The organism is uncultured Alsobacter sp. (genome assembly GCF_945952055.1).
GTDB lineage: Bacteria > Pseudomonadota > Alphaproteobacteria > Rhizobiales > Beijerinckiaceae > Alsobacter.
This window is the reverse complement of sequence record NZ_CAMFHB010000028.1, coordinates 1-21,396: the sequence shown is the minus strand read 5'-3', so window position 1 is coordinate 21,396 and position 21,396 is coordinate 1. Positions and strand designations below refer to the sequence as shown.

Below are 21,396 nucleotides of genomic sequence, written 5' to 3'. Positions count from 1 at the left end.
GCGCTCTGGAGTGGTGGTGCAGCCTCGCCACCACCACTCTCAATCCGTCAACCCTTTTCCGACGATTTCGCGCTAGCGTGCCGTCCTGGCGAGGACGGACGAGACGCGTGACGGAACAGAACGGAACTGGGGTCCAGGCGCTGCTGAACGCAGCCGCGGAGGCCAAGCGCAAGGGCGATCTCAAGCGCGCCTCGGAGCTGACCGCGCAGGCGCTGATCGAGCACAGGCGGACCGGCGAGGCCGTGCCGCGGATGATCCACTACGATCTCGGCGTTCTCCTCTACCAGCAGGGCCGGGTGTCGGAGGGCGAAGCGGTGGTGCGCACCGCACGCGAGCAGCGACCCAAGGATTTCGCGCTGGCCAACCTCCACGGCGTCCTGCTCAAGAGCCTCGGCCGCTTCGACGATGCCCTCGCAGCCCTGGCCGTCGCCGAGAAGCTGGAACCCAAGAACCTCTCGCCGGTGGTCAACCGGGGCAATATCTACATCCAGTTGCGCGAGGGCCGAAAGGCCGTCGAATGCTTCGCCAAGGTGGTGCGCCAGGAGCCGAAGTCGGCCGAGTACCATCGCCTGCTCGGCACCGCCTACCGGCTGTCCGGCGAGTTCGACAAGGCGATCCCGCGCTTCGAGACCGCGCTGAAGCTCAACCCGAACCAGACTTCGGTCTACCGCGAGCTCGCGGCGAGCTTCGACGAGTGGGGCCGCAGCGACGACGCCATGGCCACCCTCGAGAAGGGTGCGGCGGTATGCGGCCCCGTGGCCGAGATCATGGAGACGCAGGTCATCCTGCTGCGGCGCATGTCCCGGCGCGACGACGCCGAGGCGCTGCTGCACAAGCTCATCGCGCAGGACCCCAAGCAGGTGTGGATGCACCTGCAGCTCGCCCGCACGCTGGCGCCCGTCGACCGGGAGCGCGCCAACCAGGCCTTCGCCGCGGCCCTGCAGCTCGAGCCGCAGAACCCACGCGTGCTCGCCGAGTTCGCCGACAGCCTCGACCGCACCCGCGGCCCCCGCGAGCCGCAGAACATCGCCGCCGGCTACGAGCTGGCGCTGCGCCGCCTGCCGCTCGGCGGCAACTTCAAGCCCGATGCCAAGGCGTTGCGCAGCATCCTGATCCGCTCGGCCGACTACGACCGCGCCGCCGAACTCGGCGACTTCGACGAGCTCAGCCACTACTGGGCCTCGACCGGCGAGATCGCCGGCCTTCACCACATGATGCCGCAGGTGCGCACGCCGGAGCAGCGCCGCAGCCTCGTGAAGCATCACCGCACCTGGGGCAGGCGCATCGAGGCCATCGCCGACAAGACGCCGATCAAGCGCCCCGCCGTGCGCACGCGCCGCGCCAAGGTGCGTGTCGGCTTCATGTCGTCGGACCTGCGCGACCACCCGGTCGCCTATTTCGCCATCGACCTCCTGACGCGCTACGACCGGTCGCGGTTCGAGTTCTATGGCTACTCGTGGTCGACGAAGCCGACCGACGTGATCCAGGAGCGCATCGCCGCCGCCCTGGACGGCTTCCGGCTGAAGCCGCTCATCGGCGACCGCGCCGCCGCGCAGCTCATCGCCGACGACGACCTCGACATCCTGTTCGAACTCGGCGGCTCGACCGACATGAACAAGCTCGACGTGATGGCGTGGAAACCCGCGCCCCGCCAGGCGAGCTGGCTCGGCTATCCCCACTCGGCCGGGCTCGCCGCGATCGACCGCATCCTGGTCGATCCCTTCATCAACCCCGAGGACCCGGCGCTTCTCCTCGAGAAGCCGTTCCTCATGCCGCGCACCTGGGTGGCGCTCGACCAGCCGACCTTCAGCACGCTGCCGGCGATCGACCCGGTGACGCCGCAGGAGCGCACCGGGCGCGTCACCTTCGGCACCATGAACAACCCGTACAAGTATTCGATCGACGTGGTGACGCTGTGGGCCGAGGCGCTGAAGGCGGTGCCCGGATCGCGCTTCCTGTTCGTGCGGCCGGAGGGCGCCGTGCCCTCCTTCCGCAAGAACATGGAGGACCGCTTCGAGAGCCTCGGCGTGGCGCGCGACCGCATCGCCTACGTGCCCGTGCGCGGCGCCCACATGCCCTACTACAACGAGATTGACGTGGCGCTCGACACCTTCCCGCAGACGGGCGGCACCACCACCTGCGAGACGCTGTGGATGGGCGTGCCGGCCATCACGCTGGTGGGCGAGGCGTTCTACGAGCGGCTCTCCTATTCGAACCTCAGCAATGCGGGCCTGGGCGAGCTCTGCACCTTCGACAAGGCGAGCTACGCCGCCAAGGCCGCCGAGATCGCCGGGCGCACGGAGTGGCGCACGGAGCTGCGGCGCGGCATGCGCGAGCGGCTGCGCGCCCACCCGCTCGGCAACCCCGAACTCTTCGTGTCCGACTTCCAGGACACGCTGCTGCAATGGATGGACGAGCAGCCATGAGCCCAGCCACCGGCCGACACCCGGACCCCGGTTTCTGGCGCGGGCGACGCGTCCTCCTCACCGGCCACACCGGCTTCAAGGGGGCGTGGCTGGCCGTGATGCTGGATCGCCTCGGCGCGGCCGTGCACGGGCTGGCGCTGGATCCCGCACCCGGCGACGGCGCCTTCGTCCGTCTCGCCGTGGCGCCGCTGCTGGCCTCCGACAGCCGCATCGACATCCGCGACGCGCGAGCCACGGCCGAGGCGGTCCGTGCAGCCCGGCCCGGCATCGTCCTGCACCTCGCCGCCCAGGCCCTGGTCGGCGCCTCCTATGCCGATCCGGCGGGCACCTTCGCCACCAACGTGCAGGGCACCATCAACGTGCTGGAGCCGCTGCGCGGGCTCACAGGCTGCGAGGCCGCGGTGGTGGTGACGAGCGACAAGGTCTACCGCAACGACGGCACCGGCCGGCCCTTCCGCGAGAGCGATCCGCTGGGCGGGCACGACCCCTACAGCGCCTCCAAGGCGGCCTGCGAGATCGCGGTCGGGTCCTGGGCGGCCTCCTTCGGCCGTGAGCTGCCGCCGGTGGGCACGGGGCGCGCCGGCAACGTCATCGGTGGCGGCGATTTCGGTCCCGCCCGGCTCATCCCCGACCTCGTCCGCGCCGAGGCTGCCGGCGAGGCGCTGGTGGTGCGCCGTCCCGATGCGGCGCGGCCTTTCCAGCACGTGCTCGACGTGCTGGCCGGCTACCTGCTGCTCGCCGAGGATCTCGCGGCGAAGACCGACGCGCCGCGGGCCGTGAACTTCGGGCCGATCGAGCCCGAGCTCGCGGTGCGCGACCTGCTGGCGGCCTACGGCGCGGCCCGAGGCCGGCCGGTGCGCTGGAACGCGGCCGAGGGCCCGGTGATGGCCGAGGCGCCGCGCCTGGCCCTCGACAGCACGCTCGCACGCCAGGCGCTCGGCTGGTCGCCCCGCCTCGGCGGTCGCACGGGCCTCGCCGCCACGGCCGGCTGGTACGACGCCTGGGCAACCGGCGCCGACGTCGCCGCGCTCGCCCGCGCCCAGGTGGCGGAGGTGCTGGCATGATCCTCGAACCGACCCCTTTCGCGGGCCTCTTCGTCGTGCGCCAGGAGCGCTTCGTCGACGAGCGCGGTTTCTTCGCGCGCACCTGGTGCGGCGACGACTTCGCAAAGGCGGGCCGCCCCTTCGTCCCGGTTCAGACCAGCGTCTCCTTCTCCACCGCGCTGCACACGCTGCGCGGCATGCACTGGCAGGCCGACCCGCACGGCGAGACGAAGCTCGTGCGCGTCACCCGCGGCGCGGTCTTCGACGTCGCCATCGACCTGCGCCCCGGCTCGCCGACGCAGGGCCGCTGGCACGGCCTGCAGCTCGACGAGGACAACGGTGACGCCTTCCTCATCCCGCCGGGCTTCGCCCACGGGCTCCTGACGCTTGCCCCCGACACGGAGGTGCTCTACGCCATGGACGTGCCCTTCGTGGCGGGCGCGGCCCGGGGCGCGCGCTGGAACGATCCGGCCTTCGCCATCCACTGGCCCGCGCGTCCGGCGGTGATCGCCGCCAAGGACGAGGCCTGGGCGGACTGGCGGCCGTGACCGCGCGCGTCCTCGTCACCGGCGCCACCGGCTTCGTCACGCGCCACGCCTTGCCGGCGCTCGCCGGGGCGGACGTCGAGGTCCACGCGGTGGCGCGCCGCGCCGGCACCGGCGCCGCGGGCGTCACCTGGCACGAGGCCGACCTGCTCGACGGCGCGGCGACGAAGGTGCTCGTCACGGCGGTGCGCCCGACACACGTGCTGCACGGCGCTTGGTTCGTCGAGCACGGCGCCTTCTGGTCCTCGCCCGCCAATGCCGACTGGGTGGCGGCGACGCTCGCCCTCGCGCGCGCCGCCGGGGAGGCCGGTTGCGGCCGCTTCGTCGGCGTCGGCACCTGCGTCGAATACGACTGGACGGATGGCGGGCCGGACCTGCGCGCCGAGACCGACCCGGTGGCGCCCACCCACTTCTACGGCGTCGCCAAGGACGCCACCCGCAAGGTGCTGGAAGGCCTCGGCCGCGAGACCGGCATGGCGGTGGCCTGGGGCCGTCTGTTCCACCTCTTCGGCCCCGGCGAGACCCCCCGCCGGCTCGTCGCCTCCCTCTTCGCCGCGCTGCGCGACGGCCGCCCTGCGGAACTCGCCTCCGGCCGCCCGGTGCGCGACTTCCTCTGCACCGTCGAGGCCGGCCGCGCGCTCGCGGCCCTGTGCCTCTCCGGCGTGTCCGGCCCCGTGAACGTCGCCAGCGGCGACGGCATCGCCATCGCCGACCTCGCCCGCGCCATCGCCGCCCTCGCCGGACGTCCCGAGCTGCTGCGCCTGGGCGCGCGGCCCGACCCGGCAGGGGAGGCGCCGCGCATGGTCGCCGACGTGTCGCGCCTGCGCGACGAGGTGGGGTTCGTCCCCTCCGCCGCGCGCTACGACTGGCTGGCGCGGCTCTGGCACCAGCCGCCCGAGGCCGGCTGAGCGATCCTGCGTCCTTCGACAAGGCCGCTGCGCGGCCTGCTCAGGATGAGGACCTTTGTAAGTGCTTCAAAAACAACAATTCCCCTCATCCTGAGCAGCCGCCGCAGGCGGCGTGTCGAAGGACGCAGGATCATGCCGCGCTCAACCTGAAGCAGTCATCGCTGGGCCTCGCCGGCCATCAACGCGCGCCAAGCGTGTCTTGACATTGTCATGACATTTCCGATCTGATCGGGGTGACGGAGAGAACCCCGATGTCCAAGCCCGCCCGATCGGAAAAAGTCGACCTCCGGATCTCGCCCACCGCCAAGCTCGCCCTGCGCGAGGCCGCAGCCCTGCGCCACAAGACCGTCAGCGAGTTCGTGCTGGAGAGCGCTTTGGAGCGGGCCGAGCAGGTGCTGGCGGCGCAGACGACGGTGCGGCTCGACACGCAGGACTGGGAGGCTTTCGTCCAGGCGCTGGATGCCGAGCCGAAGGCCCTTGCGCCGAAGCTGGAGCGGCTGATGACCACGCGATCGGTGTTCGAGGACGGTCGCAGGCCGAAGGCGGTGGCCCGCAAGCGCTGACGGCGGCTCGAGCCCGTCATGACCCTCTCGATCGAGAAGCTGTCGGCCCGGCACGACACCGCCGCGTTCACCTGCGGCAACCCGGCCCTCGACGCGTACCTCGCTCGCCATGCCCAGGCCAACCAGGCGATGGGTGCGGCCCAGACCTATGTGGCGCTGGCGGACGGGACCACGGTGGTCGGCTACTTCAGCCTCGTCGTCGGATCGGTCCTCCACGAGGATGCGCCCGACCGTCTGGCCAAGGGGCTCGCCCGCCACCCCGTTCCGGTGATGGTCCTCGCGCGCCTCGCGGTCGCCCGGGACTGGCAGGGCCGCGGGCTCGGCGCGGGGCTCCTCAAGAACGCGCTGCAGCGCACGTCGAACGCCGCCGACATCGCCGGCATCCGCGCCGTCGTCGTCCACGCCAAGGACGACGACGCCGTCCGCTTCTACAAGGCCTACGGCTTCGCCCCCTGGCCAAGCCGTCCGCTGAGCCTGTACCTGCTGCTGAAGGATCTGAAACGGATCGTTTGAGGGGGCTCCAGGGACCTCTGTCCAGATCGCCTCAATCCCTCAGCGCGTCATGCCCGGGCTTGGCCCGGGCACCCACGAATTCGCGGTGGCCCCAGCAAAGTCGTGGATGGCCGGGCCGAGCCCGGCCAGGACGGCGGAGAGGTGGCGCCTCGCTGGAAAAAACCCTCGCTCGCTACTCCGCCCGCCACGGCGCGAGGTCCGCTTCGCCGCCGATGAGGGCGAGGCCCGCGGCGATCGACTCGAACTGGTCGCCGGAGACCAGGCGGTCCTCGCCGAAGCGGTCGGCGAAGAGCTTGCGGATGGCGGGGATGAAGGAGGTGCCGCCGGTGAGGAAGACCTTGTCGATGGCCTTGGCGTCGGTGCGCGCGGTGGCCAGCGCCTGGTCCACCGTCTCGGCGATGCGCCGGATGTCGTCGGCGATCCAGCTCTCGAACTCGGCCCTCGTGACCCTGGCCGAGATGTCCACGCCGCCCTCCTTGAAGGCGAAGGTGGTCTCGGCCTGCGCCGAGAGGGCGCGCTTGGCGTCGGATACGGCGCGGTAAAGGGCGAAGCCGAGGTCGTACTCGACGATCTCGATGAACTTCTCCAGCGCCTCGCGGCGGTCCGAGAAGCGCAGGAGGTCACGCAGCTCCTTCAGGTCACCGTTGGCCTTCATCATCGAGAGATGGTTCCAGCGCGCGAAGTTGGCGAAGAAATGCGCCGGGATCGGCAGCACCTTGCCGAAGCTCGAATAGTGCGAGTGCTTGCCGAGCACGGGCGAGACCACGTGGTCGAGGAAGCGGTAGTCGAAGGTGTCGCCGGCGATGCCGATGCCGGCGTGCCCGAGCGGGCGCGCGGTGCGGCCTTTCGCGCCGTGCTCGAAGCGCAGCACCGAGAAGTCGCTGGTGCCGCCGCCGAAGTCGGCCACCAGCACCGTCGCGTCCTTCTCGAGGGCGCGGGCGTAGAAGAACGCCGCGCCCACGGGCTCGTAGACATAGTCGGCCTGCTGCACGCCGAGCCGCTCCAGGGCGGCGCCGTAGCGGGCCATGGCCAGCGCGGGATCGGGGTTGCCGCCGGCAAAGCGCACCGGGCGGCCCATGATGAGGCGACCCGAAGCCGGATCAACGTCGAAGTGCTTGCGCACGGTGGCGAGGAAGGCCGCCAGCAGGTCCTCGAAGGTCATCTTGGTGCCGAAGATCCGCGTGTCGCGGAACGCGGAGCTGGCGGCGAAGCTCTTGAACGACTGGATGAAGCGCAGGCCCGACGTGCCGGTGAGGAAGGCATCGACCGCCCACGGCCCGCCGTCGTGGCGGATGGTGTTCACGCCGCGCACGCCTTCCTGCCAGTAGCAGAGCGCCGAGATGTAGGTGGTGAGCTCGTCCGCCCCGTGCGTGAAGCGCAGGACGCGGGCGGCTTCGCCGGGCTCCGCGACGGCGACGACCGTGTTGCTCGTGCCGAAGTCGATGCCGATGGAGGGGGCGTTGCGCCGCATGGTCGCGCTCCGGGGAGGGGAGCGCGGGCTTCTATACGCAGCGTGCGGCGCGCACAAGCGCGCCGCTGTCTTTTCGCGTCAGGCGGCGCGCTCGCACGCGCCGCTGGTGGTCGGGATCAAAGATGGATCAGCGAGGCGAGCGCAATCGCCACGTTGGCAGACAGCAGCGCGGCAATGGCCACAACGGCTCCACGCTCCTGCAGGCGCTCACGGCGCAGGGTTGCACAGTCTTCCTTGGTCATCGGGGAATGCTCCTTCAGCCCGGACCAATCGGCCCGGTGACCCCTAGGTAGTTATGCATCGCGGCCAATGCCAGACCGCGGATGCGATCTGTAATTTGCAATTCTGCAAGATCCAGCCGCCCGGCGAAGGCTCAGCCGCCGGAACGCTCGCCCGCCGCCGCCGTTCTGTCGCATCCGACGACACCCTTGCGGAGGTCAGCATGCACCAGCTCAACCCCACCGTCGAAGCCTGCATCCGCTCCTGCCTCGACTGCTATCGAACCTGCTTCGGCATGGCCATGGGCCACTGCCTGGAGATGGGCGGCAAGCACGCCGAACCCGCTCACCTGCGGCTCATGGTGAGCTGCTCGGAGGTGTGCCGCAGCGCCGCCCACCTCATGCTGGGCCGTACCGAGCACGGCAAGCACATCTGCCGGGAATGCGCCGAGATCTGCCGCGCCTGCGCCGCCGAGTGCGAGCGGGTGGGCGACATGGACGACTGCGTGGCCGCCTGCCGGGCCTGCGCAGAGGCCTGCGATCGCATGAACTGACAGGTTCGCCTGACATTGGCGACTGTCCATCCGGGTGGTAGTGTCCAGCCGGAGCGCGGCGGATGGCCCGCCGCGCCTGCCCGGGCAGGCCCATGCAAACGACGACGACCCAAGCGCTGCAGCCGTCCGCCGTCCTGGAGCTGCTGAAGCCGATCACCTGGTTTCCGCCCATGTGGGCGTTCCTGTGCGGGGTCATCTCCTCGGGCGTGCCGATCGCAGACAGATGGGGCACGGCGCTGGTGGGCATCGTGCTCGCCGGCCCGCTCGTCTGCGCCACCAGCCAGGCCGTCAACGACTGGTACGACCGCGAGGTCGACGCCATCAACGAGCCGAACCGCCCGATCCCCTCGGGCCGGATTCCCGGACGCTGGGGCCTGTACATCGCCATCGCCTGGACCGTGCTGTCGCTGCTCGTCGCCGCCTCGCTCGGCCGCTGGGTGCTGGGCGCCGCCGCGCTCGGCCTCGCGCTCGCCTGGGCCTACAGCGCCCCGCCGCTGCGCCTCAAGCAGAACGGCTGGCTGGGCTGCGCCGCCTGCGGCCTCTCCTACGAGGGCCTCGCCTGGATCACCGGCGCCGCGGTCATGCTGGGCGGCGCGCTGCCCGGCCCGCTGCCGCTCGCGCTGGCGCTCCTCTACAGCGTGGGCGCCCACGGCATCATGACGCTGAACGACTTCAAGGCCATCAAGGGCGACAGCGCCATGGGCATCCGCTCGCTTCCCGTGAGCCTCGGCCCCGACCGCGCCGCCGTCGTCGCCAGCGCCGTCATGGCCGCCCCGCAGGTGGTGGTGATCGCCATCCTGCTCGGCGAAGGCCGCCCCTGGCACGCCCTCGCCATCGCCGTGCTCCTGGTCGCCCAGCTCGTCATGATGCGCCGCTTCATCGCCGCCCCGGTCGAGCGGGCGCTCTGGTACAGCGGCTTCGGCGTGCCGCTGTTCGTCTCGGGCATGATGGTCAGCGCCTTCGCCGTGCGGACGCTGGGGTAGCCAGGGTCTTCGCGCCAGAAGCCTCGATCTCTCCGCGTCATGCCCGGGCTTGGCCCGGGCACCCACGACTTCGCTGGGGAAGGCGCGTCCTTCCCCGGCCAAGTCGTGGATGGCCGGGCCAGGCCCGGCCAGGACGGCTGAGGGAGTGGCGTGAACCGGAGAGCAGGGGGCGGCGGGGCAGGGCCCGTGCCCCCACCTCGACCTCCGCGGCCCCCGAGAAAAAATTCCACCACTCCGCTGTCGGATCGGGGCAGCATGGGCCGTCCTTTGCCCGAGCCCCGGAGCCTCCCCATGCTGTATGCGATCCTCTGCTACCACCAGGAAGACGTCGTCGGCTGCTGGTCGAAGGAGCACGAGGACGCGGTGATGGAGAAGCTCCACGCCGTGCAGGAGCGCTTCGCCCGCGATGGCCGGCTCGGCCCCGTGGCGCGCCTCCTGCCCACCACGGCCGCGACCACGCTGCGCAAGGACCGCGAGCCGCCGCTGGTGCTCGACGGGCCCTTCGCCGAAACCAAGGAGCAGCTGCTCGGCTTCTACGTGGTCGACGTCGAGAACCTCGACCACGCGCTCGATTTCGCCAAGGAGCTCGGCAAGGTGAACCCGGGCGGCTCCTACGAGCTGCGGCCGCTCTCGCTCTTCTTCCCGGGAGCGCTGAAGGCATGAGCGAGCTCGCCTGGATCGAGGCCGCGCTCACCTCCGCCCGCCCGCAGGCGGTCGGCGCGCTGCTGCGCTACTTCCGCGACCTCGACACGGCCGAGGAGGCCTTCCAGGAAGCCTGCCTGCGCGCGCTGAAGACCTGGCCGGTCAACGGCCCGCCGCGCGATCCCGCCGCCTGGCTCGTTTTCGTCGGCCGCAACGCCGGCGTCGACGCGGTGCGCAAGCGCATCCGCACCACCGAGCTGCCGTCGGAGGAGGTGCTCTCCGATCTCGACGACGCCGAGGCCTCCATGGCCGACCGCCTCGACGGCTCGCACTACCGCGACGACGTGCTGCGCCTGCTTTTCATCTGCTGCCACCCGGGCCTGCCGGCCACCCAGCAGATCGCGCTGGCGCTGCGCATCGTCTCCGGCTTGAGCGTGCGCCAGATCGCCCGCGCCTTCCTCGTCGGCGAGGCGGCGATGGAGCAGCGCATCACCCGCGCCAAGGCGCGCATCGCCGCCGACACGGTGCCCTTCGAGGCGCCCGGTCCCGTGGAGCGCGCCGAGCGCCTCGGCACGGTCGCGGCCATGCTCTACCTCGTCTTCAACGAGGGCTATTCGGCCGGCGCAACCGATGGCGACCGCTTCGCGCTGTGCGAGGAGGCGATCCGCCTCGGCCGCCTGCTGCTGCGCCTCTTTCCGGCCGAGCCCGAGATCATGGGCCTGCTCGCCCTCATGCTGCTGCAGCACGCCCGCGCCCCGGCCCGCTTCGCCCCCGACGGCACCGCCGTGCTCCTCGACCAGCAGGACCGCGGCCGCTGGAACCGCCGCCTCATCGCCGAGGGCACCGCGCTCCTCGAAAAGGCCATGCGCCACGCCGCGCCCGGCGCCTACCAGGTCCAGGCCGCCATCGCCGCGCTGCACTCCGGCGCCGCCACCCCCGCCGACACCGACTGGGCCCAGATCGACCTCCTCTACGCCACCCTCGAACGCCTCCAGCCCTCGCCCGTGGTGACCCTGAATCGCGCCGTCGCCGTGTCGAAGACACGGGGCGCGGCGGCCGCGCTGGAGCTGGTGGAGCCGCTGGCAAGACCGCTCGCCGGCTACTTCTCCTTCCACGGCCTGCGCGGCGCCCTGCTGCTGCAACTCGAGCGCCACGGCGAAGCCCGCGAAGCCTTCGACCGCGCCATCGCGCTCGCCAACACCCCGGCCGAGGCCGCCCACATCCGCATGCACCTGGACCGGCTGCAGGAGGAGAGTGCGGTGAGGGGGTAGGGGACCTGTCCAGCTCAGCCTCCAGCCTTCCTTCTCACTCACTCGCACTCTCTTTCTCACTCTCTCTCTCCCTCTCTCCACCTCTCGGCGTCATCCCCGGGCTTGGCCCGGGGACCCACGACTTCGTGCTGGGGCAGGGCGCTCTTCCCCCGCAAAGTCGTGGATGGCCGGGCCGGAGCCCGGCCATGACGCGGAGAGATGGAGCAGGGCTGGACAGCGATCGATGCTGCGGACTTCGCGAGCCGCCGGGCGTGTGTTGCACCCCCACCCGGGCGAACCCGCCCTTTCATCCATCGTCCCAGAACGATACCGTCCGGCAGAGCCGAATCCGGAGTCGCGCCGTGACCCTTCCCGCTGCCTTCAAGGGCCGCCTGTCCCTGCCCGCCATCGCCGCGCCCATGTTCCTGGTGTCGGGGCCGGACCTCGTGGTCGAGACCTGCCGGGCGGGGATCGTCGGCACCTTTCCCTCGCTGAACCAGCGCTCCAACCAGGGCTACCGCGACTGGCTTGCCGAGATCGAGGAGCGGCTCGCGGTGCCCTCCGACGCGGGCGGGCACCTGCCGGCGCCCTTCGGCATCAACCTCATCGCCCACAAGAGCAATGTCCGCCTGCAGGAGGACCTGAAGGCGACCGTCGACAAGCAGGTGCCGCTCGTCATCACCTCGCTCGGCGCGGTGCAGGAGGTGGTCGACGCGGTGCACTCCTATGGCGGGCTCGTGTTCCACGACGTGATCAGCGTGCGCCACGCGCAGAAGGCGGCGGCCGCGGGGGCCGACGGCATCATCGCGGTGGCGGCCGGCGCCGGCGGGCACGGCGGCACGCTGTCGCCCTTCGCCATCGTGCCGGAGATCCGCCGCGTGTTTGGCGGCACCATCGTGCTCTCCGGCGCCATCTCCACCGGCGGCCACATCGCGGCGGCGCGCGCCATCGGCGCCGATCTCGCCTATCTCGGCACGCGCTTCATCGCCACGCGCGAGAGCATGGCGCCGCAGGGCTACAAGGAGATGATCGTCGGCGCGCACGCCTCCGACATCCTCTACACGCCCGCCATCAGCGGCGTGAACGCCAACTTCCTGCGCCCCTCGATCGTGGCCGCGGGCCTCGACCCGGACAACCTCGTCGGCCACGGCAAGATGGACCTCAACAACGAGGCCAAGGCCTGGAAGACCGTGTGGTCGGCGGGCCACGGCGTCGGCAGCATCGAGGACATTCCCTCCACGGCCGAGCTCTGCGAGCGGCTGAAGGAAGAATACGACGCCGCCGTGGCCGGGATCGCCCGGTGAGCGCCGCCATCCGGGAGCGGGACGCGGAACTGCTGTCGGGTCCGCGCGACCCGCTGGAGGTGCTCGCCTCCGTCTTCGGCCACCGCGCCTTCCGCGGCAAGCAGGAGGAGGTGGTGCGCCACGTGGTCGCCGGCGGCGACGCGGTGGTGCTGTTTCCGACCGGCGCCGGCAAGTCGATCTGCTACCAGGTGCCGGCGCTGTGCCGCCCCGGCACGGCCATCGTCGTCTCGCCGCTCATCGCGCTCATGCGCGACCAGGTGGAGGCGCTGCGCCAGGCCGGCGTGCGCGCTACCGCGCTCAACTCGACGCTCTCGGGCGACGAGGCCTTCCGCGTGCGCCTCGACCTGCGCGAAGGCCTGCTCGACCTCCTCTACGTCACGCCCGAGCGCCTGCTCTCGGAGGGCTTCCTCGACCTGCTCTCCCAGGTGAAGATCGCGCTCTTCGCCATCGACGAGGCGCATTGCGTGAGCCAGTGGGGCCACGACTTCCGCCCCGAATACATGGCGCTGTCGGTGCTGCGCGAGCGCTTCCCCGGCGTGCCGCGCATCGCGCTCACCGCCACGGCCGACCTGCAGACCCGCGCCGACCTCCTGGTTCGCCTGGAGATGGAGGACGCGGCGGTCTACACCACCAGCGCCGACCGGCCGAACATCCGCTACGCCATCGTCCAGAAGGACAATCCGCGCCGCCAGCTGCTGGCCTTCCTGCGCCGCCACCAGGGCTCCAGCGGCATCGTCTATTGCCTGAGCCGCCGCAAGGTGGAGGAGACCGCGACCTTCCTCGAGGACAACGGCATCCGCGCGCTGCCCTACCATGCCGGCCTCGACCGCGCGGTGCGCGATGCCAACCAGGACGCCTTCCTGAAGGAGGAGGGGCTGGTGCTGGTGGCGACGATCGCCTTCGGCATGGGGATCGACAAGCCGGACGTGCGCTTCGTCGCCCATCTCGATCTGCCCTCCAGCGTCGAGGCCTACTACCAGGAGACGGGCCGGGCCGGGCGCGACGGCCTGCCCTCCGAGGCCTGGATGGCCTACGGCCTCTCCGACATGGCGCTGCGCGGCCGCATGATCGACGAGCGCGAGGCCCCCGACGACGTCAAGCGCATCGAGCGCGCCAAGCTCGGCGCCCTGCTCGGCGTGTGCGAGACGGCCGGCTGCCGCCGCCAGGCCCTGCTCGCCTATTTCGGCGAGCGCCACCCCGGCCAGTGCGGCAACTGCGACACCTGCGAGGCCCCGGTCGACACCTGGGACGGCACCGTCGCCGCCCAGAAGATCCTCTCCGCCATGGTGCGCACCGGCCAGCGCTACGGCGCCGGCCACGTCATCGACGTGCTGCGCGGCGAGACGACCGAGAAGGTCACCCGCGCCGGCCACGACCGCCTGCCCACCTTCGGCGTCGGCAAGGACATCGAGCCCCGCGTCTGGCAATCCGCCATCCGCCAGCTCGTCGCCGCCGGCATCGTCCGCGTCGACCACGACGAACACGGCGCCCTCGTCGCCACCGAGGAAGCCCGCGCGGTGCTGAAGGGCGACCACCCCATCCGCTTCCGCCGCGACCGCGTGTTCAAGGCCACCGAAGGCCGGGGCAGGGGCGGCTCATCGGCCCCCGTCGCCGATCTCTCGGCCGACGAGCAGGCCCTCTTCGAGGCGCTGCGCGCCGAGCGCCTCAAGCTCGCCCGCGAGCAGGGCGTGCCGCCCTACGTCGTGTTCCACGACACGACCCTGCGCGAGATGGCCCGACTGCGGCCAATGGACCTCGACACGCTGGGGCGCGTGCCCGGGGTGGGCGAGGCGAAGCTGCGACGGTATGGGGATGCGATGCTGGAGGTGATTTATCGGGGGGTGGGGGGATAGGCGCGGGCGGGAACAGAAGGGCTGCTTTTGGCCCAAAGCGGACATTAGAAGCCGTGGTCAGGATCGCGTTATTCGAATAAGCTTCTGAATAATATCATATTAAGCAAAAAATTCGGGAATCTACTCACGGTGTTTCGGGTCGGAAAGGGCCAATTCGCCTATTTCAAATAACCAAGGCGAAGGCTTATAAATCAGCGCTCCCCAAGCACTGACTGGGATTAAAATTCCTGCTCTACTGAGAGATGCGCAAAGAGGCGCAACTTGGTCGCCATCATACCCGCCTTCATTTAGGCTGGAGACAAATGACTTCCAAAATAAATCCACGTATTCAGCCTTTTTGTCCTCGTCTGTATTTACAGGAAGCGAGTCCGAGAGTCGATATGCTGTGCCGAGCGCGATAATCTCGTCGCGTGACAAAGATTCAAGTACTCTAGCCCACCTACGAAAATTGTCGCCATCGAGTGCTCTGTTGCGCTTGAGCCCTAATATCACCTTCGCAATTAGTCGTAGATTGTCCCATGCGCAGCCGTCGTCGACTGCTTTGCTGAAGCATAAAATAATCTCTATAAGGGGATCTACATCGTGTTCATCGAACTGAATTCCGGTGCGCTGACCGCTAGACAATTCTTCAATAAGTAACTGAGCGGCTTCTCTCCGACGCCGTTCAACATAATTATCTACTATCTTAGCTAGGCTTGCACCCCCTGGTACAGCGTAGGGTAGTGCTGAGAGAACGTCAGCAGCGATCGCCGCCCCGAAAGGAAGCCTATCTCCTAATTTTCGACCGTCGGGTTCCATCTTCAGCTTCCAACGTTTAAAGGCGGGAGTAACATTCAAGATGCGCAAGATGGATAGCTGATACAAGCAGAGTTGCAGTTCACTGGGGCGCCGGTCGAACTTCCGCTTCCGGCGCAAGGCGGACATTGTAAGCTCCCTTGTTGGCGCGTGAAAATCCTCCACTAGTTCACTGCCGGCGCGAGACTATGCGCAGCACCACCGCACTAGTGCCCTGCCACTCCCCCTCTTCCCCGCCACTCCCACTCCTGTAAGCTCACGCCGGCACACATCGGGGAGAGCATGGCGACCACCTTAGCCGCGCGGCGCACCAAGGGGTCTCGGGCCCCTGTCACCAGCTTCGAACTGCTGTTCGATCTCGTCTATGTCTTCGCCATTACGCAGGTGTCGCACACGCTGCTGGCCTCGCTGACGCCGGAGGGGGCGCTGCAGTCGCTGGTGCTGTGGCTCGCGGTGTGGCTGGGCTGGCAGTACACGTGCTGGTTCACGAACTGGTTCAACCCGGACAATCCGAAGGTGCGGCTGACACTGGCGGTGACCATGTTGGCGGCGCTGGTCATGGCGGTCGCGTTGCCCAAGGCCTTCGCGGATCAGGGGCTCGTCTTCGCTGTCGCCTATGCGGGCATGCAGGTGTCGCGGGCGGCGGTCGCGGTCTGGCTCATGCAGCCCGACGATCCGCTACGCGATAACTACCGGCGGATCCTGGGCTGGAGCGGCATCGCCGCGGTCCTCTGGATTGCCGGGGCCTTCGCGGTCGGCCCGCTGCGGCTCGTGCTGTGGATCCTCGCCATCGCCTGCGAGCAGGGGGCGCCGGCCTTCGGCTTCTGGCTGCCGGGGCTTGGCCGGTCGAGGACGTCGGACTGGACGATCGACGGCGGGCATCTCGCCGAGCGCTGCCAGCTCGTCGTCATCGTCGCGCTGGGCGAAGCCATCATGATGACCGGCGCGCCGCTGGCCGCAGACGGCCTCGGGCACGTGCCGGAGTTCATTGCCTTCACGGTCGCCTTCGTCGGCAGCATCACGCTGTGGTGGGTCTATTTCGACACGGGGAGCGCGCGCGTCAGCCACGCCATCGAGTCCGCGGCCGATCCGGGGCGGATCGGGTCCCTCTACCACTACCTGCACGCCCTGCTCGTGGGCGGCATCATCGTGGCCGCCGTGGGCAACGATCTGACCATCGCCCACCCCGACCAACGGGTCCAGGCGCCCGCCGCCGCCGTGCTCATCGGCGGGGCGGCGGCCTACGTGCTCGGCAACGGGCTCCTGAAGCGCATCGCCTTCGGCCGCTTCCCGCTGTCGCACGTCGTCGGCCTGCGCTCTTTTCGGTGCTCTGGCCGCTCGCCTTCCTGACAGATCACCTGATGGTGCTGGGGCTCGCCAACGCGGCCCTCATTCTCGTCGCGGTGTGGGAGCGGCGCTCGCGTCGCCACGACCACGGTCACGGAGCCGCCTAGCGTCACACCGCGAACGCAGCATCGGCCGCCGTCATGCTGGCCGCCGGGATGCAGGAGGAGGGCACGCTGCGGCGCTTCGCGATCCATCCCAACCTGTCGCCGGAGCCGCGCACCTGCCGCCTTTTCGCAGCGGTGCGCTAGGCCCGGCTGCGACCGATGGACCTCGACGCGCTCGGGCACGTGCCGGGCGTGTCCAGCAGCCTGTGCCAGCTCGCCTGCCATGGCGCGTGGCATGCTCGTTGCACATCACCGGACCGGAGAAAGATCGGTGCGACGGTGATACCGTATCGCCTTCTTCATCAATCGGCGCGGCAAGGGGCCAACCAGCCGTGCGCATGGGAAATGCCCGACACGAACAGCGACAAGAGGGAAACGGCGTCATGCCGGTGTTTGCCCCTTGTCGGAGCGCTGCCTGGAGAACCGGAACGAAGGGGGTGCCGGTCGCTCCGCGTATCCTGACCCCCCGGCTGGACGGAGACGTTCCATGATGGTCTTGAGTGGCTTGAAGCGAGGCATTCTGCTGCTGACCGCGGCAGGGCTCGCCGCAATCCCGGCGGTGGCGCTAGCGCAGGTGCCTGGGCCCGACACGCTGGTGTTGGCCGGCGGCACGGATGCGAGCACGCTCGATCCTGACGACATCACGTCGCGCGACACGGCCAATATCGCCCAGCACATCTGGGGTTCGCTGCTGCAGATCTCGGACTCGGGAAAGATCGAGCCCTACTTCGCGCAGTCCTATTCGGAATCGGCGGACGGCAAGACGCTGACGTTCAAGCTGCATCCTGGACTGACCTGCCACGACGGCGAACCGCTGACCGCCGAGGACGTGGTCTACACCTTCAAGCGCGCCAAGGACCCGGACCTCAAGTTCACGGGGAGCACGCCGGGTTTCGTGTTCGAATCCCTGGGCTACAAGGACGCCCGCGTCGTCGACGAGTTGACCGCCGAAATCATCATCGACAAGTACAACCCCATCGCCTTCGGAATGATCTCGGAAGTCCTGCTGATGTGCAAGGACTCCTACTCGAAGATGACCAAGGAACAGGCCGCGCAGAAGCCGATCGGCTCGGGCCCGTACAAGTTCGTCGAATGGGTGAAGTCCGACCGGATCGTCCTGGAGAAGAACCCGAACTTCAAGCTCCACCCGGTCAACTTCGACAAGGTGATCTGGCGCGTCATTCCGGAGGCGACGACCCGTACGGCCGAGCTCCTGGCCGGCAATGTCGACATCATCACCAACGTCGCCCCCGACCAGATCCCCACGGTCAACAAGAGCGCCAAGGCGAAGGTCGCGGCCGTCAGCGGCACGCGCCGCATGTATATCGGCTTCAATCAGAAGGACGTGTTCGCCAACGTTCCCGGCGGCAAGGAAATCCGGGATCCGAAGGTCCGGCGTGCCCTGCAGTATGCCGTCGACGTTCCCGCCATCTGCGAGCAGCTGCTCAACACGCCCTGCAAGCGTGCGACCGGCCTCGTCAATGCGCCGAACGACAATCCCGACCTGCAGCCCTATCCCTACGATCCGAAGATGGCCGAGAAGCTGCTCGACGAAGCGGGCTACCCCCGCAAGAACGGCGTCCGGTTCGAGATCACCATGCAGGCGCCGCGCGGCCGTTACCTGAACGACGCGAACGTGGCCCTGGCCGTCGGCCAGTATCTCACGGACGTGGGCGTGAAGACCAAGGTGGACCTGATGGAGTGGGCGTCGGTCTATGTCCCGCTGACCCGCAAGAAGGAAGCCGGACCGCTGTTCTTCCTCGGCAGCGGCGGCGGGACCTGGAACGCCCTCTACGACATGGCCGACCTGTCGACGCCGAACGCCGGCACGAACTACACCAACTGGGACGACCCGGAATTCTTCGACGGCTGGGCCGACTTCGCGACCAAGAAGCCGGTCGAGGAGCAGCGCAAGACGATCAACCGCATGCTCAAGGTCTTCTATGACAAGGGGCCGTGGCTGCTGATGTACTTCCAGCCTGACTTCTACGGCGTCAGCAACCGCATCGCATGGTCGCCTCGCCGCGACGAGCGCATCTACATCAACGATGCCAAGCTGAAATGATCAGTGCAGGTTCGGCTCCGCGATCCTTTAGTGTCGTGGGGCCGAACCTGCGTCATGCCGTCGCCCGGCTCCCGCATCGCCAAATTGGACGGTTTCCGGCGCGCGTGACAGTCGCGCCCCGTTCCCCTTCCCCGCCAACCCTGCGCCTGTAAGCTCACGCCGGCACACACCGGGAGACCATGGCGACCACCGTTGCCGTGAGGCGCACCAGGGGTCTTGGGCCCTCGTCACCGGCTTCGAACGGCTGTTCGCCCTCGTCTATGTCTTCGCCGTCAAGTGGGTCGCGCAAGCTGTGCGACGGGTGAGTGGCCCGTCGGGCGGTGCGATCGGGCGCGAGGGCCATGGTGTCAGCGTGATCGCCTGCCCCAGCTGACCACCACGAGTTCCTCGCACAGCTTCAGCACGCTCTATACAATCCCGCTGAAATGATTCCACGACTAGTCGCCCCAATCACTCGCTCATGAACGTCGCAGGGAAGAGAAGAGAGCGACGAGTACCGGCAAGAGCGGCAACTGATCAATCATTCGTCTCGCAGACCCCGCGGCATTGAATCCGAAGTACGGTCGTTGCGCATACGCCAATCTCGGAAATGACAAATGTTATTTCAAGCGCCAATATACAGCCCTCGGCTGTGTAACGGATTTTTTGCAACCTTCGTCTAAGCAGTCCTACGGACTCATGGTGGAGAGAGGCTTTTCCCGATGCTCGATCGTTTGAACGTTTTGCAGAAATTGATTGCCGCGTTCGGCCTGGTGATCCTGATTGCCGCCGGCGCCGGCGTGTACAGCTACACGCGGCTGGCCGTGGTGCAGCAGACCAGCCAGTGGACCGAGCACACCTACAGGGTGCTGGACACCACCGCCGGCATGCTGGCGGGCATGGTCGACCAGGAGACGGGCCTGCGGGGCTATCTGATCGACGGGCAGGAGAAGTTCCTTGAGCCGTACAAGAGCGGTGCCTTGAAGTTCCAGGAGGCGCTCAAGCGGGCGCGCGAGCTCACCTCCGACAACGCCGCGCAGCAGACGCGCCTCGGCGATCTCGAACGGATCGCCATGGGGTGGAAGGTCGAGCACGCCGACAAGGCGATCGCGCTCACCGCCGTGCCGGCCACGCGGGAGCAGGGCCAGAAGCTCGAGAGCTCCGGCGCGGGCAAGAGCCGCTTCGACGCCTTCCGCGCCAAGCTGAAGGAGATCGAGGACACCGAGCGCTCCTTGCTCGGCGCCCGCAGCGAGGCGCAGGCCAGCGCCATCACGAGCTCGACGATCGCCACCATTCTCGGCATCGCCGGCGCCATCGCGGCGGCGGTGGTGAGCGGCCTGGCGCTGGCGCGCAGCATCGCGACGCCGGCAGCCGCGCTCGCCGAGACGATGGGCGACATCACGCGGGGCAACCTCGCCGCCAAGGTTCCCTTCCAGAAGCGCGACGACGAGATCGGCCTGATGGCCAAGTCGCTCGAGGAGCTGCGCCGCCAGGCCGAACTGGCGGAGGAGCATCGCACCCAGGCGGCCGCCCTGCAGGAGCGCAGCCGCCGGGAGGCCATGCAGGCCGTGGTCGACAAGGTCGGCACGGTCGTCGCCGCCGCGAGCCGCGGGGACTACTCGGCCCGCGTCGCCGTGTCCGACGCGGACCAGGAGATCCGGCCGCTGCTGGAGGGCATCAACAACATCAACGCCATGGTCGATGGGGCCACGTCGGACATCCTGCAGCTCGCCAACAAGCTCGCGGCGGGCGACCTGACGAGCCAGATCACGGCGTCGCACCAGGGCCGCTTCGGCGAGCTCACCGGAGCGCTCAACGACACCGTGAGCCGCCTCGCCGAGACGGTCACGACGATCCAGGCGACGGCGCGCGACGTGAACGCCGCCGCGCAGGAGATCACCACCGGCGCCAACGACCTGTCGAGCCGCACGGAACAGCAGGCCTCCTCGCTGGAGGAGACCGCCGCGACCACCGAGCAGCTGGCGGCGTCGGTGAAGGCGTCGGCCCATTCCTCGCGCCAGGCGGTGGACCTCGCCGAGCAGGCCATGGGCGTCGCCCGTGACGGCGGCTCGATCGTCAGCCGCGCCGTCGAGGCCATGGCCCGCATCGAGACGGCGAGCCAGAAGATCTCCGACATCACGGGCGTGATCGACGAGATCGCCTTCCAGACGAACCTGCTGGCCCTCAACGCCGCGGTCGAGGCGGCCCGCGCCGGCGACGCCGGCAAGGGCTTCGCCGTGGTCGCCTCCGAGGTGCGCACGCTGGCGCAGCGCTCCAGCGAGGCCGCCAAGGAGATCACCGGGCTCATCAACGCCTCGGTGACCGAGGTGGGCCAGGGCGTGGAACTCGTCCGCTCCGCCGGCGATGCGCTGGGCAAGATCGTCGACTCCTCGCAGCGCGTCACGGCGACCGTCACGGAGATCTCGGCCGCCTCCGGCGAGCAGGCCAACGGCATCGACGAGATGAGCCAGGCCGTCGCCCACATGGACGAGATGACCCAGCAGAACGCGGCGCTCGCCGAGGAAAGCGCGGCCTCCGCCAACTCGCTGACCGACCAGATCGGCCGCCTCAACGAGCTCGTGGCGCAGTTCCGGGTGCGGGGCGGGCACGCCGCGGCTCCCACCGTGCCGCATCGCCTGCGCGAGCAGGCGGCAGCGGCCTTCGCGGCCCCGAAGGCCCCGCGCGCCGCGGCCCGGCCCGAGCGGCCCGTGAAGGCGCCGGCCCGCAAGGTTGCCGCCGGTGGCGGTGCCGCAGCCCAGTGGGACGAGTTCTGAGCCTCCCCAGGCCTGTCTCTTATACACATCTCCGAGCCCACGAGACAAGAGGCAATCCC

The 21,396-nt window shown here is 69.2% G+C and carries 18 protein-coding genes; 15 read left to right on the top strand and 3 right to left on the bottom strand.

The window, feature by feature from the left end:
* The first annotated feature begins 107 nt into the window (after window positions 1–107).
* The 6 genes from Q0Q47_RS19395 (at window position 108) to Q0Q47_RS19370 (ending at window position 5,998) form a co-directional block, all read left to right on the top strand.
* Window positions 108–2,426 (top strand): tetratricopeptide repeat protein, encoded by a 2,319-nt coding sequence (locus Q0Q47_RS19395; RefSeq protein WP_293863402.1) that lies wholly within the window; start codon window positions 108–110, stop codon window positions 2,424–2,426.
* Entirely contained in the window at window positions 2,423–3,490 is a 1,068-nt protein-coding gene (gene rfbG / locus Q0Q47_RS19390) for a CDP-glucose 4,6-dehydratase (protein ID WP_293863400.1), read from the top strand. Before Q0Q47_RS19395 ends, rfbG begins: the two co-directional genes overlap by 4 nt.
* The gene (locus tag Q0Q47_RS19385; RefSeq protein ID WP_293863398.1) at window positions 3,487–4,017 is read left to right on the top strand and encodes a dTDP-4-dehydrorhamnose 3,5-epimerase family protein; all 531 of its coding nucleotides are present in this window, start codon (window positions 3,487–3,489) and stop codon (window positions 4,015–4,017) included. Before rfbG ends, Q0Q47_RS19385 begins: the two co-directional genes overlap by 4 nt.
* On the top strand, window positions 4,014–4,922 hold the full coding sequence (locus Q0Q47_RS19380) for an NAD(P)-dependent oxidoreductase (RefSeq protein WP_293863396.1): 909 nt from the start codon (window positions 4,014–4,016) through the stop codon (window positions 4,920–4,922). The genes Q0Q47_RS19385 and Q0Q47_RS19380 overlap by 4 nt, the downstream gene beginning before the upstream one ends.
* A 251-nt stretch (window positions 4,923–5,173) precedes the next feature.
* Window positions 5,174–5,485, top strand: a complete 312-nt coding sequence (locus Q0Q47_RS19375) for a DUF1778 domain-containing protein (RefSeq protein ID WP_293863394.1) — start codon at window positions 5,174–5,176, stop codon at window positions 5,483–5,485.
* 18 nt (window positions 5,486–5,503) lie between these two features.
* Entirely contained in the window at window positions 5,504–5,998 is a 495-nt protein-coding gene (locus Q0Q47_RS19370) for a GNAT family N-acetyltransferase (protein WP_293863392.1), read from the top strand.
* A gap of 172 nt (window positions 5,999–6,170) precedes the next feature.
* Here Q0Q47_RS19370 and Q0Q47_RS19365 read toward each other — a convergent pair whose 3' ends face one another.
* Both Q0Q47_RS19365 and Q0Q47_RS19360 read right to left on the bottom strand, forming a co-directional pair.
* Window positions 6,171–7,469: an Hsp70 family protein gene (locus Q0Q47_RS19365; RefSeq protein ID WP_293863390.1), complete on the bottom strand. Its 1,299-nt coding sequence runs from the start codon at window positions 7,467–7,469 to the stop codon at window positions 6,171–6,173.
* A 116-nt stretch (window positions 7,470–7,585) separates the two neighbouring features.
* On the bottom strand, window positions 7,586–7,711 hold the full coding sequence (locus Q0Q47_RS19360) for a hypothetical protein (RefSeq protein ID WP_293863388.1): 126 nt from the start codon (window positions 7,709–7,711) through the stop codon (window positions 7,586–7,588).
* Window positions 7,712–7,911: 200 nt separating this feature from the next.
* Here Q0Q47_RS19360 and Q0Q47_RS19355 point away from each other — a divergent pair, with 200 nt between their 5' ends.
* The 6 genes from Q0Q47_RS19355 (at window position 7,912) to recQ (ending at window position 14,273) form a co-directional block, all read left to right on the top strand.
* Window positions 7,912–8,241, top strand: a complete 330-nt coding sequence (locus Q0Q47_RS19355) for a four-helix bundle copper-binding protein (protein ID WP_293863386.1) — start codon at window positions 7,912–7,914, stop codon at window positions 8,239–8,241.
* A gap of 92 nt (window positions 8,242–8,333) precedes the next feature.
* Window positions 8,334–9,224, top strand: coding sequence for a chlorophyll synthase ChlG (chlG, locus tag Q0Q47_RS19350; RefSeq protein ID WP_293863384.1), 891 nt, complete (start codon window positions 8,334–8,336; stop codon window positions 9,222–9,224).
* A 291-nt stretch (window positions 9,225–9,515) separates the two neighbouring features.
* Window positions 9,516–9,887: a YciI family protein gene (locus Q0Q47_RS19345; RefSeq protein ID WP_293863382.1), complete on the top strand. Its 372-nt coding sequence runs from the start codon at window positions 9,516–9,518 to the stop codon at window positions 9,885–9,887.
* Window positions 9,884–11,137 (top strand): RNA polymerase sigma factor, encoded by a 1,254-nt coding sequence (locus Q0Q47_RS19340; RefSeq protein WP_293863380.1) that lies wholly within the window; start codon window positions 9,884–9,886, stop codon window positions 11,135–11,137. Before Q0Q47_RS19345 ends, Q0Q47_RS19340 begins: the two co-directional genes overlap by 4 nt.
* A 341-nt stretch (window positions 11,138–11,478) precedes the next feature.
* A complete protein-coding gene (locus tag Q0Q47_RS19335; protein WP_293863378.1) occupies window positions 11,479–12,420 on the top strand; it encodes a nitronate monooxygenase family protein in 942 nt (313 codons plus the stop codon).
* Window positions 12,417–14,273, top strand: coding sequence for a DNA helicase RecQ (gene recQ, locus Q0Q47_RS19330; RefSeq protein ID WP_293863376.1), 1,857 nt, complete (start codon window positions 12,417–12,419; stop codon window positions 14,271–14,273). Before Q0Q47_RS19335 ends, recQ begins: the two co-directional genes overlap by 4 nt.
* Before the next feature lie 120 nt (window positions 14,274–14,393).
* Here recQ and Q0Q47_RS19325 read toward each other — a convergent pair whose 3' ends face one another.
* Complete coding sequence (locus Q0Q47_RS19325) at window positions 14,394–15,197, bottom strand: hypothetical protein (RefSeq protein WP_293863374.1); 804 nt, start codon at window positions 15,195–15,197, stop codon at window positions 14,394–14,396.
* 153 nt (window positions 15,198–15,350) lie between these two features.
* Between Q0Q47_RS19325 and Q0Q47_RS19320 the strand changes: the two genes are divergently transcribed.
* The 3 genes from Q0Q47_RS19320 (at window position 15,351) to Q0Q47_RS19310 (ending at window position 21,337) form a co-directional block, all read left to right on the top strand.
* A complete protein-coding gene (locus tag Q0Q47_RS19320) occupies window positions 15,351–16,418 on the top strand; it encodes a low temperature requirement protein A (RefSeq protein ID WP_293863372.1) in 1,068 nt (355 codons plus the stop codon).
* Window positions 16,419–17,006: 588 nt separating this feature from the next.
* A complete protein-coding gene (locus tag Q0Q47_RS19315) occupies window positions 17,007–18,584 on the top strand; it encodes an ABC transporter substrate-binding protein (RefSeq protein WP_293863370.1) in 1,578 nt (525 codons plus the stop codon).
* Window positions 18,585–19,285: 701 nt separating this feature from the next.
* Window positions 19,286–21,337, top strand: a complete 2,052-nt coding sequence (locus Q0Q47_RS19310; RefSeq protein WP_293863368.1) for a methyl-accepting chemotaxis protein — start codon at window positions 19,286–19,288, stop codon at window positions 21,335–21,337.
* The last annotated feature ends 59 nt before the right edge of the window (window positions 21,338–21,396 follow it).